Origin of the sequence: Salinicola avicenniae (assembly GCF_023736115.1) — a bacterium.
Classification (GTDB): domain Bacteria; phylum Pseudomonadota; class Gammaproteobacteria; order Pseudomonadales; family Halomonadaceae; genus Salinicola; species Salinicola avicenniae.
On record NZ_JAKQZC010000003.1, the window covers coordinates 218731 to 233388 of the forward strand.

Here is a 14658-nt window from a genome sequence, read left to right on the forward strand (position 1 = left end):
GGTCAGAGCACCGCGATGCTGGCGTCGGTACGCGGTTCGGTGCCACCGCAGTAGACCCCGCTATTCGGGTCGCGCAGGATGACCTGGCCGCGGCCGTAGCCGGTGCTATCCACGGCGATGCTGATCCGGTGGCCGCGTTCCGCCATATCGCGGATGAGGTGCAGCGGGTAGCCGGGTTCGATGCCGATCTTGCGCTCGCCCATCCACTGCCAACGCGGGGCGTCCAGCGCTGCCTGCGGGTTGAGGCCGAAGTCGACCAGGTTCATGACTACCTGCATGTGGCCCTGGGGCTGCATGAAACCGCCCATGACGCCGAAGGGACCCAGCGCAGTGTCACCCTGGGTGAGGAAGCCCGGAATGATGGTGTGGAAAGTGCGTTTGCCGGGCTCGAGCACGTTGACGTGGTCGGCATCCAGGCTGAAACCGTGGCCGCGGTTCTGCAACGAAATACCGGTATCCGGTACCACGACGCCGGCGCCGAAGCCGTGATAGTTGCTCTGAATGTAGGAGACCATGTTGCCGTCACTGTCGGCCGTGGCCAGATACACGGTGCCACCCGCCTGCGGTTCGCCGGGCGCCGGGTCGATGGCGCGTTCGCCGATCAGGCGCCGGCGGGTATCGGCGTAGGCGTCGCTCAGGAGCGCCTCGACCTCGACGCGCATGCGATCGGCCTGGGTGATGTGGAAGTGGCCGTCGGTATAGGCCAGTTTCATCGCTTCGAGCTGGCGATGGAGCGTCAGCGGTGCGTCACGTACGCCGGGGTCGAAGCCCGCCATTACCTTGAGCGCCATCAGCGCCACCATGCCCTGGCCGTTGGGCGGGATCTCCCACACATCGTAGCCGCGATAGTTGACCGAAATCGGCGTGACCCACTCCGGTGCATAGGCGGCGAGATCGGCGGCGCGCAGATAGCCACCGGTGGCCTGCGAGAACGCATCGATCCTGGCGGCCAGTTCGCCACGATAGAAACTGTCGCAGTGGCTCTCGGCCAGTGCTTCCAGCGTGCGCGCCTGGGCCTCGTTGCGATAGAGCTCGCCGGGCTGCGGTGCGTGGCCGTTGGGCGCAAAGGCGTCCAGCCAGGGGGCGACGGCCGGATCATCCGACAGGGCGCGGAATTCGATCTCGGCGCGCTGCCACAGCTGGCTGATCACCGGCGAGACCGGGAATCCCTCGCGGGCGATGCGGATCGCCGGCTCGAGCAGCGTCGCGAAATCGAGCTTGCCATACTGTTTCGACAGCTCGGCCCAGGCCGCGGGCACGCCGGGCACCGTGACCGGCGTCCAGCCGTGAAGCGGCATCTCGTCATGCCCCGCGGCCAGGACCGCGTCGCGTGTCAGGCTCGCAGGCGCCTGGCCGCTGGCGTTGAGGCCGTGCAGCTTGCCTTGGCCGCCGCCGCCCGCTGGGTCGGCGATCCAGACCAGCGCGAAGGCATCGCCGCCGATGCCGTTGCCGGTCGGCTCGACCACGGTCAGCACCGCGGCCGTAGCGATGGCGGCATCGATGGCGTTGCCGCCGCCAGCGAGAATATCCCGTCCTGCCTGACTGGCCAGCGGCTGTGAGGCGGCGACCATGCCGCGCTTCGAATAGGTGGCGCTGCGGCGCGACGGATAGGGATTATTGTGGTTCAAGCCGAGGCTCATGGCCGGGTTCTCGCTGGTTGTCCGAGCGTTCGCGTCTTGTTCCGGCGTGCTATGCGCGCTCGGGTGCGAATCGGTTATCATGGAAAAATCGATTTTTTACTATGGCGTCGATATCGATATCGGGTCAAGGCCCGATGACGAGGGTGCCACCACCGCGGCAGCGAGAGCAGCGTTCATGGGGAGTCAGGAGTCTTTGGCGGCGAGTGCCACCAGCGAGATCTATACGGCGCTCAAGCGCGATCTGATCGGCGGTCGGTTTCGCGCCGGCGAGAAGCTGGCGATCAATGCACTCAAGCAGCACTACCGGATCGGTCTGAGTCCGTTGCGCGAAGCGCTCAATCGGCTGGCCGCCTATGGTCTGCTGGAGCAGGAAAATCAGCGCGGTTTTCGCGTGCCGGCGCTGTCGCGCGATGAGCTCGATGACATCATTGCTCTACGTCAGCGTTTCGAGGGCGAAGCGCTGACGCAGGCGTTGGCGCGTGGCGATGCCGATTGGGAAGCGCGGCTTATCGGGGCCGGCCATCGGCTCAAGCGGGCGGACGAGACGGCCACCGACCTCGAGCAGTGGGAACAGGCACATCTGCAGTTCCATCGCTGCCTGTTGGAGCAGTGCGGTTCGCCGTGGCTATTGCGCTTCATCGAGCAGCTCCATGATCAGTTCGACCGCTATCGCCGTATGGCCCCCGCCAACCCCGCCATTCGCGAGACGCTCGACAGTCAGCATGCCGAGTTGGTGACGCTGGCGCTGGCGGGTCACAGTCGGGCGGCCTGTGACCTCCTGCAGGCGCATATCCGGCTCTCCGGCGAGGTGGCGCTCGGCGCCTGCCAGATCGATGAGCGGGGTCAGAGCTAGGCGCTCGACACGACAGCGCGTGGACGTTGAGACAGGCGGGCGGGGACAGGGCGGCCACGTCGAGTGCTAGCGCCGGATCAGACCGCCACGCAGGCGCTGCGACAGCGTCTCCAGCGACAGACTATCGTCCATCGGCCAGCCGAGCGTCAGGGTCACGCCCTGGCTATCGTAGTCCGCGCCGTCGACCGGCACCTCGTGCGTGTCGAGCCAGTGGCGGGCTTCGGCCTCCTGGCTGAAATCGACCTGTACACGGCAGACGCGGCGCTCGGTATGGTCCCGAAGCGGCAGTGTTTCCAGCGCTTTCAGCACGGCCTGGGTGTAGGCGCGAACCAGGCCACCGGTACCGAGCTTGGTGCCGCCGAAGTAGCGCGTCACGACCGCACCGACCTGACCGAGCCCGCTGCCTGCCAGGGCCTGGAACATTGGGCGCCCAGCGGTACCGCCGGGTTCGCCGTCGTCGGAAAAGCCGATCGCCACCTGTTCCTGCGGCGCACCGGCAATAAAGGCGGAACAGTGATGACTGGCATCGGGATGGCGGGTCCGGGCGCACGCCAGCAGACGGTCGAAGGCGGCCGTATCGGGGGTATGCGCCAGCCAGCAGAGGAAGCGGCTCTTCTCGATCTCGAGGGTGTTAGCGTGGATTGCGTCGGGCGCGAGTGCGGGAATCGAATAGCGCATCGGGCGCGTCAGGCGGCCTGGGGCGGATTGCGCATCACGCCCATGACCAGTCCCAGCACCTGAACATCCTCGTTCTTCAAATAGATCGGCGGCATGGTGTCGTTGGCGGGCTGCAGACGCACACCAGATTTCTCGATGAACAGTTTCTTCAAGGTGACTTCCTGGTTGTTGATCAGCACCACGGCGGTCTCGCCGTTCTCCGCCGATTCATAGCGTTCGATGATGATCACGTCGCCGTCGAAGATATTGCAGTCGATCATCGAATCCCCTCTGACGCGCAGCGCATACGTATTGCGCCGCACCAGCCGTGCCGGCACCTGGACCATCTCGTGGTCGAGGCAGGCTTCCATCGGCAGGCCGGCGGCGACGCGCCCGAGCAGCGGGATCTCGACCAGGTCGGTGGCATCGATGGATTCCCAGTTGCCGTCGATCAGCGGCAGGTTCGGCTGGCGTTGCAGGTAGCTCGGTGCGGTGGTTGTCATCGTCTTCTCCCGAGTGAAGTGAGCTCATCATAACAAGGCAGCGTCGTCGGACAAGATAGTGCGTCGCCCGGACTCGCGCCGCGTGTCCGGGCGACGATGCCGGTTCGCGGTGGTAAAGTGGCGCCCTTTCTATGGAACGACCGGGAGTCGCTCGTCGTGAACGTCGTGCTGGATGCCCATGAACTCGCCTGCGAGCGCGACGATCGCTGGCTTTTCGACAGCCTGGAACTGCATCTTCGCGATGGCGATATCGTCCGTATTGAAGGCGCCAACGGCAGTGGCAAGACCTCGCTGTTGAAGCTGCTGACGGGCCAGCTGGTGCCCGACGCCGGACGCATCGAGTGGCACGGGCAGCCGCTGGCGCGCGCGCGCGAGGCCTTCCGTCGCTCGCTGCTGTTCATCGGCCACGAGCCCGGGGTCGCGGCGGCGCTCACGGCGCAGGAAAATCTTGCCTGGTCGGCGGCGATGGCCGGGGTGGGGGTGTCCGCAGCCGCAATCGACGACGCCCTGGCCGGTGTCGGCCTGACGGGCTTCGAGGACGTCGCGGCGAACCAGCTCTCCGCCGGGCAGCGGCGACGCATCGCGCTGGCGCGGCTGGATCTGGTGCCGCGCCCGCTGTGGATTCTCGACGAGCCCTTTACCGCCATCGACCGCCACGGCGTCGCGTGGCTCGAGCAGCGCGTGCTTTCCCACGGCGAGCAGGGCGGGGCGGTGATCATGACCACGCATCATACTTTTCAGGCTAACGATCGTGTAGACTCGCTGATCTTGGGAGCGACGGCATGAGCTCACGCGAGATGCCTGTCGCGACGCCGACACGGCTCGGCTGGGCACATGTCTGCCTGGCGCAGCTGCGTCGCGAACTGGCCCTGGCCCGGCGGCGTGGCGGTGACTGGCTCAATCCGTTGCTGTTCCTGGCGCTGGTCGTGGTGCTCTTTCCACTCGGTATTTCGCCGCAGCCGGCACGACTGGCCGACGTGGCGCCAGGGCTGCTGTGGGTCGCCGCGCTGCTGGCGATGCTGCTGTCGCTCGATGCCCTGTTTCGCACCGACCATGCCGACGGCACGCTGGAGCAGATGCTGCTGGCGCCGCAGCCGCTGCCGCTGCTGTGTCTGACCAAGGTGGTCGTTCACTGGCTGTTGACCGGCGTGCCGCTGGCACTTTGCGCACCATGGCTTGGCGTGCTGCTGTCGTTGCCGGCCGGCGCCGCGCCAGTGCTGATCGGTTCGCTGTTGCTGGGCAGTGCCACGCTGAGCCTGATCGGCGCCATCGGCGCGGCGCTGACGGTAGGGTTGCCGCGCGGCGGTATCCTGCTGTCGCTGCTAATTCTGCCGCTCTACATCCCGGTGTTGATCTTCGGCGCCGGCGCGGTGCAGACGGCGCTTGCGGGCGGTAGTGCGGCACCGGCCATGGCGCTGCTTGGGGCCATGCTGGCGCTCGCCGTGGCCGGCGCGCCCTTTGCCATCGCCGGCGCGCTGCGAATCAGCGTCAACGGATAAACGACGACCGGTAGCGGTCGTCGCAGGACTGTCGAGGTAGCGGTTAACGCATGTGGACCTTTGTACACAAGTTGGGCTCCCCGAAGTGGTGCCACGCGCTTTGCGCGCGGCTGCAGCCGGGATTCTGGATCGCGGCGGGACTGCTGCTGGCGGTCGGCGCCGTCTGGTCGCTGGCCTTCTCGCCGCCGGACTACCAGATGGGCGACAGCTACCGCATCATCTACGTGCATGTGCCGGCGGCGATCCTCGCCCAGAGCGTCTTTGTCGGCATGGCGCTGGCGTCGGCGGTCTTCCTGATCTGGAAGATCAAGGTCGCGGATATGGCGGCCACCGTCATGGCGCCGTTCGGCGCGGCGATGACCTTTCTCGGCCTGTTCACCGGTTCGCTATGGGGCGTGCCGACCTGGGGCACCTGGTGGACCTGGGATGCGCGCCTCACCGCGATGCTGATCCAGCTGTTCCTCTACATCGGCGTTATCGCGCTGCGCGGTGCCTACGGGCGAGATGACCAGGGCGCTAAGGCCGTAGCCGTGCTGACGCTGGTCGGCGTGGTCAATATTCCGATCATCAAGTATTCGGTGGTGTGGTGGAACACGCTGCATCAGCCGGCCACCTTCACCCTGACCGAGCGACCGGCGATGCCGGCATCGATGTGGGTGCCGCTGCTGATCATGGTGCTGGGCTTCTACAGCTTCTTCATCGCCCTGACCCTTTATCGGCTGCGCAACGAAATCATGCGGCGCGAGTCACGCACCCGCTGGGTACAGGCCCTCGCCGACTGACCAAGAGACCGTGACATGGCTTTCGACTCCTTTTCCGCCTTTCTGACCATGGGCGGCTATGCCCGCTACGTCTGGCCCGCGTGGGGGCTGGCGACATTGATGATCGTCGGCTTCGTGCTCTGGGCGCGCCGCGAGCGGCGCCAGTTGATGCAGCAGCTGCAGCGCCGTCGGCGGCGCGAGGCGGACAGCGCATGAGGGCCAACCGCAAGCGACGCCTGGTTATCGTGCTCGCGCTGGTCGCACTGGTCGCCGTAGCCGCCGGCCTGACGCTTTATGCGTTACGCGCCAACATCAACCTGTTCTTCACCCCCAGCCAGGTGGCGGCGGGCGAAGCGCCGCTCGGGCGGACGCTGCGCCTCGGTGGCGTGGTCAAGAAGGATAGCGTCGAGCGCCACCAGGACACGTTGCATGTCAGCTTCCAGGTGACTGACTTTGCCAGCGATGTCGAGGTGAGCTTCGACGATATCCTGCCCGACCTGTTCCGCGAGGGGCAGGGCGTGGTGGTCGTCGGCCAGCTCGATGCCGATGGCGAATTCATCGCCCAGCAAGTGCTGGCTAAACACGACGAAAACTACATGCCGCCGGAAGCGGCCGAGGCGCTGAAGGCGGCCGGTAACCTCCCCGACGGCAGCGTGCCGTCCTCCTGAGGGCGGCGTTTCGTAGCGAGTGCGAGTGACCTCATGTTGATTCGAATGCTTCCCGAACTGGGACACTTTGCGCTGATTCTGGCGCTGGCCATGGCGCTGCTGCAGGCGGTCGTGCCGCTGGTAGGGGCCGCGACGCGACGTCCGCTGTGGATGGCGTTTGCCCAGCCGATGACCTGGGGCCAGTTCGCGTTTCTGGTGATCGCCTATCTCTGTCTCACGGCGAGCTTCGCGCTGGACGACTTCAGCGTCGCCTACGTCGCCAACAACTCCAATTCGCTGTTGCCGTGGTACTACAAGCTGAGCGCGGTATGGGGTAGCCACGAGGGCTCGGTCCTGCTGTGGGGCCTGATCCTTGGTGGCTGGAGTTTCGCGGTGAGCCTGTTTTCGCGGCGCCTGCCGCGGGACATGCTGGCGCGAGTTCTGGCGGTGATGGGCTGGATCAGCAGCGGCTTTCTGCTGTTCATCCTGCTCACCTCCAATCCGTTCGAGCGGGTGCTGCCCAACGTGCCGAGCGACGGCAGCGATCTCAATCCGCTCTTGCAAGACTTCGGCCTGATCGTGCATCCGCCGATGCTCTACATGGGCTATGTCGGATTCTCGGTGGTCTTCGCCTTCGCCATGGCGGCGCTGCTCGGCGGGCGACTGGACGCGGCATGGACCCGCTGGGCGCGACCCTGGACCAATATCGCCTGGGCATTTCTCACCGTGGGCATCGCGCTCGGTAGCTGGTGGGCCTATTACGAGCTTGGCTGGGGCGGCTGGTGGTTCTGGGACCCGGTCGAGAACGCCTCGCTGCTGCCGTGGCTCGCCGGCACCGCGCTGATCCACTCGCTGGCGGTGACCGAGAAGCGCGGCACCTTCAAGAACTGGACCGTCCTGCTGGCCATCTTCACCTTCTCGCTGTCGCTGCTCGGTACCTTCCTGGTGCGCTCCGGCGTGCTGACTTCGGTCCATGCCTTCGCCAACGACCCGTCCCGCGGCACCTTCATCCTCGGGCTACTCGGACTGACCGTGGGTCTCTCGCTGGCGATCTTTGCGTGGCGTGCACCGCGGGTGCAGTCGCTCGCCGGGTTCGGCTGGCTATCGCGGGATTCGTTGCTGCTGGTCAACAATATCCTGCTGGTGGTGATGACCGTCACGGTGCTGCTCGGGACCGTCTATCCGCTACTGCTGGATGCCCTGAATCTGGGCAAGATCAGCGTCGGGCCGCCGTACTTCAATGCGCTGTTCGTGCCGCTGACCGCGCTGCTCTGCCTGTTCATGGGACTCGGTCCGCTGGCGCGCTGGAAGCGCATGCCCGGACGCGAGCTGGCGCGGCGGCTCGCGCTCTCCGCCGTACTGGCGATCGTCATCGCCGCCGGCCTGCCGTTGCTCTACGGCGGCAGTTTCAGTCTTGGCGTCACCCTTGGCCTGCTATTGGCGCTGTGGCTGATGTTGTCGCTGGCGCGAGATGTGTTCGACAAGACGCGCCCGGCCCACGCCGGCAAGGCCGGCCGTCGCGGACGTCTGGCGAATCTGCGCAAGCTGACGCCAGCCTACTGGGGCATGGTGCTGGGACATCTCGGACTGGCAGTGACCATTGTCGGGGTGGCGATGGTCAGCCATTACAACGTCGAGCGTAATGTCCGCCTGGCACCCGGTGACAGCGTCGATGTCGCCGGCTATCGCTTCGCGATGACCGATTTTCGCGAGCGTCAGGGCCCTAACTATGTCGCCGACACCGCGACCCTCGAGGTGACGCGTCCTGGTCGCGGCGGCTTCGTCATGCAGCCCGAGAAGCGTTTCTACACCGCCAGCGGCATGCCGATGACCGATGTCGCACTGCGTCCGGGCTTGTTTCGCGATCTCTACGTCGCCCTGGGCGAGGAGCTCGACAACGGCGACTGGTCGCTGCGCATCCAGCTCAAACCGTTCGTGCGCTGGCTCTGGCTCGGCGCCTTGATGATGGCTGCGGGGGGGCTCCTCGCGGTGCTCGACCGTCGCTACCGCCGGGTGGCTCGGCGGGATGCCGCGCTCCGCCGCGCCGAGACGCCGGCCGCCGAACTGAACGATGACCGCGTCTCACCGGAGATTTCGCGATGAAACGACGTCTGCTGCTACTGATACCGCTGGCGATCTTCGCGGTGCTGGTAGCGTTCTTCTACCGGGGGTTGGCGAAAGATCCCGCGGCACGCGATTCGGCGCTGCTGGCCAAGCCGTTTCCCGCCTTCGAGCTGTCGACGCTAGCCGATGCTTCGCAGCGGCTCGACCGCTCGTTGCTCGAGGGCCAGGTCACGCTGGTCAACGTCTGGGGTGAATGGTGCCCGACCTGCAAGCAGGAGATGCCACAACTGCTGGAGTTGGCGGATCGCGGCGTGCGTCTCGTCGGCGTCGACTACAAGGACACGCGTGAGAACGGTCGTCGTTTTCTCGACGAGTACGGCGACCCTTTCACGGTATCGCTGTTCGATCCGGAAGGCTCGCTCGGTTTCGATCTCGGCGTCTACGGCGCCCCCGAGAGTTTTCTGGTCGATGCCGATGGCGTGATCCGCTATCACCATACCGGCTATATCACGCCGCAGGACGTGGAGCAGGTCATCCTGCCGCAGGTGGCGCAATGGCAGTGATTCGCTGGCTGCTGCTGGTCTGTCTGCTGGTCGCCTCGTCGGCCGCGTCGGCCGCGATCGAGATTCAGCATTTCGACGACCCGGCGCTCGACGGTCGCTACCGCGCGCTGACGGAGCGGCTGCGCTGCCCCAAATGTCAGAACGAGTCGATCGGAGCGTCCAACTCGCCGATCTCCGCAGACATGCGTGCCCGCGTCGCCGAGCGCCTGCGTGCGGGTGATAGCGACGCCGAGATCGAGCAGGCGATGATCTCGCGCTTCGGCGACTACGTGCTCTACGATCCGCGCCTCGACGCGCGGACCTGGCTGCTCTGGGGGCTGCCCTTTGCGCTGGTCGTCGTCGGCGGCGGGGTGATCGCGGCCTTCGTGATCCGGCGCCGGCGCTTGCGTCACGCCGACCTTGACGCCGAGGAGCGTCGCCGACTGCAGGCCCTGATGGCACGCCACACCGACGACGCGGCCAAGGAGACGTCATGACCCCTCTATGGATCGGTATCGCGCTGCTGCTGGCGCTGGCGCTGGCGTTACTGTGGCTGCCGCTGCGCCGTGTCGCCGGGGTGCGCGATGCGCTGATGACCTTCGAAGCGGACGATCGCAACAACGCCGAGAACGTGGCCATCTATCGCCAGCGGCTCGCCGCGTTGGAGCAGGCGCTGGCGGCGGGCGAGATCGATCAGACGCGTTTCGCCGAAGACCGCACCGAACTGGAGCGGCGTCTGCTGGAGGATGCCGGCAGCGCGGGTCGGCCGCCGCTCAAGCGCGTGCGGGCCGGGCGCTGGCTCGTGCCGGTGGCGGCGATCCTGACCGTTGCCGGTTCGCTCGCGTTCTATCTCGAGACCGGCGCGCAGCGGGATCTGGCGCTCTATCAGGTCGTTCGCTCGCTCGCCCACGCGCCGCCGGAGACGCGCATCGCCGCACTGGAGAGCGAAGCCCGGCGCCAGGGTGACAACCCCAAGGCGTGGGCGGAACTTTTCCCGCTCTATCGCGACAGCGGCCAGCTCGGACGCGCGATCGACGTGCTCGAACGCCTGATCGCGCTACAGGGGCGCCAACCGACGCTGCTGGCGCAGCTGGCGCAGATGAAGTTCTTCGCCGCCGAGCGCACGCTGACCGATGCGGTGCAGGCGCTGGTCGACGAGACCCTGGACGCCGATCCGCGCCAGCCCACCGCGCTCGGGCTGCTTGGGATCGATGCCTTCGATCATGCGCGCTATCAGGCGGCGATCGACTACTGGCGCCGTGCGATGGCGGGTTATGACGATGCCGAGTCCGGCGAGGCGCTGCGCCAGGTGATCGCGGTCGCGCGTCAGCGTCTTGAGGCGCAGGGCGGCCAGTCGGCAACCGCCGCGTCGGCCGACCGTGGGGCGGAAAGCGCGGCGGAAAGCGCCCTGGCGGTGGATCTCACCCTGGCGCCCTCGCTGCGCGCGCGCCTCCCCGATACCACACCGGTCTTTCTGGTCGCCCGCGACGTCGACGGCCAGCGCCCGCCGCTGGCGATTACCCGGACCACGCTCGGCGCGCTGCCGACTACCCTCACGCTGAGCGATGCCGAGGCGATGACCGCCAACGCGCGACTGTCGCAGGTCGAGCGCGTCGACCTCGTCGCGCGCGTCTCGCCGAGCGGTCAGGCGACGCCGCAGTCCGGAGACCTCTACGGCCGGCTCGAAGGCGTGCGCGTCGGCGAGACGCATTCGTTGACGCTGGATATCGATCACGTGGTGCCGTAGGCTCTGCCGAAACCGCTTCGGGCGGCGGCCCCAAGCGCCGCTTCCCGGGCCTTTCGGTAGCAGGAGAGTCCCCCTTCCGCATGCGTCTCAAGTCGATCAAGCTCGCGGGCTTCAAGTCGTTCGTCGATCCGGTGACCGTGCCGTTCGACGGCAACATGACGGCCATTGTCGGGCCCAACGGTTGCGGCAAGTCCAACGTCATCGATGCCGTGCGCTGGGTCATGGGCGAATCCTCGGCCAAGACCTTGCGCGGCGAGTCGATGACCGACGTCATCTTCAACGGGGCGACCGGGCGCTCGCCGGTAGGCCAGGCTTCGATCGAACTCACCTTCGACAATCGCGACGGCGGCCTCGGGGGCGCCTGGGCCAGCTACAGCGAGATCGCCGTCAAGCGGCAGGTCACCCGTGAAGCGCAGTCCACCTATTTCCTCAATGGCCAGAAATGTCGCCGGCGCGATATCGCCGACATCTTTCTCGGCACCGGCCTGGGCCCGCGCTCCTACGCGATCATCGGTCAGGGCATGATTTCGCGACTGGTCGAGGCCCGCCCCGAGGAGTTGCGCAGCACGCTGGAAGAGGCGGCCGGCATTTCCAAGTACAAGGAGCGTCGGCGCGAGACCGAGAACCGGCTGCGACGCACCCAGGAAAACCTCGAACGCCTGGACGATATCCGCGAAGAGCTCGACAAGCAGCTCGAACGACTCAAGCGTCAGGCCGACGCGGCACGACGCTATCGCGACCTCAAGACGGAAGAGCACCGGCTGCGTGGGGAACTGACCCTGCTGCGCGAACGGAGCCTGCGCGGTCAGCAGGCGGAAGCGCAGGCCCGCGTCGGCGAACTCGAGACACAGGTCGAGCGCGAGGTGTTGAGCCTGCGCCAGTGCGAAACGCGCTTGGCGGAAGGGCGTGACAAGCATGATCGGCTCGCTCTCGAGCTCGAGCAGCATCAGGCTGCCTTCTACCAGACCGGTGCCGATATCGCCCGGCTCGAGCAGTCGCGGGAGCATGTGCGCCAGCGCGACCAGCAGCTCGCCGCCGATCTCGAACGGGCACAGGCCGAACGGGAATCGCTCTCCCAGCTGGTGGCGCAGGACGCGGCGCGTGGCGAGGAGGTTGTCGCGCGGCTGGAAACGCTGCTGCCGGAGATCGAGATGGCCGACGAGACCCAGCTCGGGCTCGATATCGAGCTCGAGACGGCGGCGGCCGAGGCCGATGAAAGCCGCGAGGCGTGGGAGCGTTTCAGCGACGCTGAGCGTGACACCCGCCATCAGGCCGAGCGTGAGCAGGAGACGATTCAGCGCCTCGAGCGCGAGCTGGCCGCGCTGACGCAGGCGATTGCGCGGCGTCACCAGCAGCTATCGGAGCTGCCCGAGGTGAGTGGGCTATCACGTCAGCGTGATGCCCTTCAGGTGTCTCTCGCGGTACTCGACGAACGACAGGAGACGCTGGAGATCCGGCGCGAGTCGCGCCGCACCGCGCGCGATGCGGCGCGTGAGCAACGCGCCGAGCATCAGGCCGAACGCGAGCGCCTGCAGGCACAGCAGCATCGCCTGCAGGGCGAGCTCGCCTCGCTCGAGGCGCTGATTGCGGCGGCGCTGGAAGACAGCGATGCCGGTGTCGTCGCGGAGCTGGCCGATCATCCGCTCGCGCAGGCGCCGCGACTGGCCGAACAGCTCGACGTGGATGACGGCTGGGAGCGCGTGGTCGCCTGGGTCCTTTCGCCCTGGTTGAAAGCGCGCGTGGCCGATCCTGCCAGCGCGCGTGAGCCGCTGGCGTCGCTGGCGAGCGGTGAGCTGCCGATCGTCGATGCCAGAATCGTCGACGCCAGCGCTGTCGATACCACGAAGGGCGCCGCATCGCTGGCGGCTCGCGTGCGCGGTGCGGGCGCGCTGGCGTCGCTGCTCGGCCCCATACACTGCGTGGCGGATAGCGATACCGCCTGGCAACGGCTGGCCTCGCTCGCGCCCGGCGAGAGCGTGATCACCGCGGAGGGCCTGTGGCTCGGCCATGGCTGGGCGCGTCGGTTGGGACGCGACGATGTCGCCGGTGACAGCGTGCTGCTGCAGCGCCAGCGTCGAGAGCGCTGTCTGGCAACGCTGGACGCGTTGGAGACACAGCTCGAGGCGCTCGACCACGCGCTTCAGTCGGCCGATGAGACGATCGCCGGCGCGGAAGCCGCACTCGAAGGACTGCAGCAGGAGGAGGCGCAGCTCGCGCGGGAGCGGCAGCAGCAGTCGACGCAACTGGCGACCGTTTCCAGTCAGCTGGAGCATGCCGATGCGCGAGTCCAGGAATTGAACGAAGAGATTGCCGAGCAGCGGGCACGACAGGACGCGAGCACGCTGACGCTGGAGGAGGCTCGCGAGCGCTGGAACCAGGCGCTCGAGCGGACCGAGGCACAGGCCGTCGAACGCGAACAGCTCGAGTCTCGGCGTCAGCAGACCCAGTCGCGCCTGACGCTGTTGCGTCAGCAGCAGCAGCAGGCACGAGAACGCCAGCAGTCGCTGGCGCTGGAGCGACAGCGACTGGAGACCCAGCGCCATGAGCTGCAGCAGCAGGCCGAACGCAGTCGCGAGCAGCTTTCCCGCCTGGCGGCGCAGTGCGACTCGCTGGCAACCCAGCGCGAGACGCTCAATGCCCCGGACGACGACCAGCGTGAGCGTCTCGAACGGCTGCTCGAGACGCGCAGCGAGCAGGAGACCACGCTCAACCGCTGCCGCGACCAGGCCAACCAGGTGGGTGAACAGCTGCGTCAGGACGAAAGCGCCCGTCAGCAACACGAGCGCGATCTCGAACAGCAGCGTCAGCATCTCCAGGAGGCGCGCCTGCAGGTACAGGCGCTGACGCTCAAGGCCGATGCGCAGCAGGAGCAGCTCGTCGAACAGCAGCAGGATGTCGAGGTGCTGCGCGAGGGGCTGGCGGCCGATGCCACCGAATCCGCCTGGCAGACGCGGCTGGAAGAGACCGGCGAGCGCATCCGTCGGCTTGGCGCGATCAACCTCGCGGCGATCGAGGAGTACGAGCAGCAGGCCGAACGGCGCGACTACCTCGAAGCGCAGCACAGCGAGCTCAACGAGGCGGTCGAGACGCTGGAACGGGCGATCAAGCGTATCGATCAGGAGACGCGCACCCGCTTCAAGCAGACTTTCGAGCAGGTGAACGAGGGGCTGATGGCGCTTTTTCCCCGAGTCTTCGGCGGGGGAGCCGCATGGTTGACGCTGACGGGCGAGGATTTGCTGGAAACCGGGGTGGCGATCATGGCGCGTCCGCCCGGCAAGAAAAACAGCACCATTCATCTGCTCTCCGGGGGCGAAAAAGCGTTGACCGCGCTGTCGCTGGTCTTCGCCATCTTCCAGCTCAATCCGGCACCATTTTGCATGCTCGACGAGGTCGATGCGCCGTTGGACGATGCCAATGTCGGGCGCTATGCAAAGCTGGTCAAGGAAATGTCGGAGAGCGTCCAGTTCATCTTCATCACCCATAACAAGATTGCCATGGAAGCCGCCGAGCGATTGATGGGCGTCACCATGCAGGAGCCGGGCGTCTCGCGCCTGGTTTCCGTCGGCGTGGACGAGGCGGCTTCCCTGGCGGAGGCATCCTGAACTTGTCGAAAATAGCCAAGCCGGCTAGAGGCGTAATAGGATATCGGGCAACGGGAAGAATTGAAGGGCGATTGCTGATGGGCAAAACTTCACTTGACAAAGAAAAAAAGTGGCCCATTTTTGAAAAATCACGCTATGCTAGT

General features: G+C 66.6%; 14 protein-coding genes. 11 read left to right on the top strand and 3 right to left on the bottom strand.

Annotation, left to right across the window (positions count from 1 at the left end; genetic code table 11):
* Positions 1 to 2 precede the first annotated feature (2 nt).
* Positions 3 to 1640, bottom strand: a complete 1638-nt coding sequence (locus MC381_RS07470; RefSeq protein ID WP_251977107.1) for a gamma-glutamyltransferase family protein — start codon at positions 1638 to 1640, stop codon at positions 3 to 5.
* A 175-nt stretch (positions 1641 to 1815) separates the two neighbouring features.
* Between MC381_RS07470 and MC381_RS07475 the strand changes: the two genes are divergently transcribed.
* The gene (locus MC381_RS07475; protein ID WP_251977474.1) at positions 1816 to 2493 is read left to right on the top strand and encodes a GntR family transcriptional regulator; all 678 of its coding nucleotides are present in this window, start codon (positions 1816 to 1818) and stop codon (positions 2491 to 2493) included.
* Positions 2494 to 2559: 66 nt separating this feature from the next.
* Here MC381_RS07475 and MC381_RS07480 read toward each other — a convergent pair whose 3' ends face one another.
* Both MC381_RS07480 and MC381_RS07485 read right to left on the bottom strand, forming a co-directional pair.
* On the bottom strand, positions 2560 to 3171 hold the full coding sequence (locus MC381_RS07480; protein WP_251977108.1) for an IMPACT family protein: 612 nt from the start codon (positions 3169 to 3171) through the stop codon (positions 2560 to 2562).
* Positions 3172 to 3179: 8 nt separating this feature from the next.
* Positions 3180 to 3653: a LexA family protein gene (locus MC381_RS07485; RefSeq protein WP_251977109.1), complete on the bottom strand. Its 474-nt coding sequence runs from the start codon at positions 3651 to 3653 to the stop codon at positions 3180 to 3182.
* A 156-nt stretch (positions 3654 to 3809) separates the two neighbouring features.
* Here MC381_RS07485 and ccmA point away from each other — a divergent pair, with 156 nt between their 5' ends.
* The 10 genes from ccmA (at position 3810) to smc (ending at position 14515) form a co-directional block, all read left to right on the top strand.
* Entirely contained in the window at positions 3810 to 4439 is a 630-nt protein-coding gene (gene ccmA / locus MC381_RS07490; RefSeq protein ID WP_251977110.1) for a cytochrome c biogenesis heme-transporting ATPase CcmA, read from the top strand.
* A gap of 11 nt (positions 4440 to 4450) precedes the next feature.
* Entirely contained in the window at positions 4451 to 5152 is a 702-nt protein-coding gene (ccmB, locus tag MC381_RS07495; RefSeq protein WP_251977475.1) for a heme exporter protein CcmB, read from the top strand.
* 50 nt (positions 5153 to 5202) lie between these two features.
* Entirely contained in the window at positions 5203 to 5934 is a 732-nt protein-coding gene (locus tag MC381_RS07500) for a heme ABC transporter permease (protein WP_251977111.1), read from the top strand.
* A 15-nt stretch (positions 5935 to 5949) separates the two neighbouring features.
* On the top strand, positions 5950 to 6129 hold the full coding sequence (gene ccmD / locus MC381_RS07505) for a heme exporter protein CcmD (RefSeq protein WP_251977112.1): 180 nt from the start codon (positions 5950 to 5952) through the stop codon (positions 6127 to 6129).
* Positions 6126 to 6581, top strand: a complete 456-nt coding sequence (ccmE, locus tag MC381_RS07510; RefSeq protein WP_251977113.1) for a cytochrome c maturation protein CcmE — start codon at positions 6126 to 6128, stop codon at positions 6579 to 6581. Before ccmD ends, ccmE begins: the two co-directional genes overlap by 4 nt.
* Positions 6582 to 6626: 45 nt before the next feature.
* Positions 6627 to 8663, top strand: coding sequence for a heme lyase CcmF/NrfE family subunit (locus MC381_RS07515; RefSeq protein WP_251977476.1), 2037 nt, complete (start codon positions 6627 to 6629; stop codon positions 8661 to 8663).
* Entirely contained in the window at positions 8660 to 9187 is a 528-nt protein-coding gene (locus tag MC381_RS07520; RefSeq protein ID WP_251977114.1) for a DsbE family thiol:disulfide interchange protein, read from the top strand. The genes MC381_RS07515 and MC381_RS07520 overlap by 4 nt, the downstream gene beginning before the upstream one ends.
* The gene (locus MC381_RS07525; RefSeq protein ID WP_251977115.1) at positions 9178 to 9663 is read left to right on the top strand and encodes a cytochrome c-type biogenesis protein; all 486 of its coding nucleotides are present in this window, start codon (positions 9178 to 9180) and stop codon (positions 9661 to 9663) included. The genes MC381_RS07520 and MC381_RS07525 overlap by 10 nt, the downstream gene beginning before the upstream one ends.
* The gene (ccmI, locus tag MC381_RS07530; protein WP_251977116.1) at positions 9660 to 10913 is read left to right on the top strand and encodes a c-type cytochrome biogenesis protein CcmI; all 1254 of its coding nucleotides are present in this window, start codon (positions 9660 to 9662) and stop codon (positions 10911 to 10913) included. Before MC381_RS07525 ends, ccmI begins: the two co-directional genes overlap by 4 nt.
* A gap of 80 nt (positions 10914 to 10993) precedes the next feature.
* Positions 10994 to 14515: a chromosome segregation protein SMC gene (smc, locus tag MC381_RS07535; RefSeq protein ID WP_251977117.1), complete on the top strand. Its 3522-nt coding sequence runs from the start codon at positions 10994 to 10996 to the stop codon at positions 14513 to 14515.
* The last annotated feature ends 143 nt before the right edge of the window (positions 14516 to 14658 follow it).

What these genes read in the sequence shown, in the direction of transcription:
- MC381_RS07525 (WP_251977115.1), top strand. Translation starts at nt 9,178, where the DNA reads ATGGCAGTGATTCGCTGGCTGCTGCTGGTCTGTCTGCTGGTCGCCTCG.
- ccmE (WP_251977113.1), top strand. Translation starts at nt 6,126, where the DNA reads ATGAGGGCCAACCGCAAGCGACGCCTGGTTATCGTGCTCGCGCTGGTC.
- MC381_RS07520 (WP_251977114.1), top strand. Translation starts at nt 8,660, where the DNA reads ATGAAACGACGTCTGCTGCTACTGATACCGCTGGCGATCTTCGCGGTG.
- MC381_RS07470 (WP_251977107.1), bottom strand. Translation starts at nt 1,640, where the DNA reads ATGAGCCTCGGCTTGAACCACAATAATCCCTATCCGTCGCGCCGCAGC.
- smc (WP_251977117.1), top strand. Translation starts at nt 10,994, where the DNA reads ATGCGTCTCAAGTCGATCAAGCTCGCGGGCTTCAAGTCGTTCGTCGAT.
- ccmI (WP_251977116.1), top strand. Translation starts at nt 9,660, where the DNA reads ATGACCCCTCTATGGATCGGTATCGCGCTGCTGCTGGCGCTGGCGCTG.
- MC381_RS07485 (WP_251977109.1), bottom strand. Translation starts at nt 3,653, where the DNA reads ATGACAACCACCGCACCGAGCTACCTGCAACGCCAGCCGAACCTGCCG.
- ccmB (WP_251977475.1), top strand. Translation starts at nt 4,451, where the DNA reads ATGCCTGTCGCGACGCCGACACGGCTCGGCTGGGCACATGTCTGCCTG.
- MC381_RS07515 (WP_251977476.1), top strand. Translation starts at nt 6,627, where the DNA reads ATGCTTCCCGAACTGGGACACTTTGCGCTGATTCTGGCGCTGGCCATG.
- MC381_RS07475 (WP_251977474.1), top strand. Translation starts at nt 1,816, where the DNA reads ATGGGGAGTCAGGAGTCTTTGGCGGCGAGTGCCACCAGCGAGATCTAT.
- MC381_RS07480 (WP_251977108.1), bottom strand. Translation starts at nt 3,171, where the DNA reads ATGCGCTATTCGATTCCCGCACTCGCGCCCGACGCAATCCACGCTAAC.
- ccmD (WP_251977112.1), top strand. Translation starts at nt 5,950, where the DNA reads ATGGCTTTCGACTCCTTTTCCGCCTTTCTGACCATGGGCGGCTATGCC.
- MC381_RS07500 (WP_251977111.1), top strand. Translation starts at nt 5,203, where the DNA reads ATGTGGACCTTTGTACACAAGTTGGGCTCCCCGAAGTGGTGCCACGCG.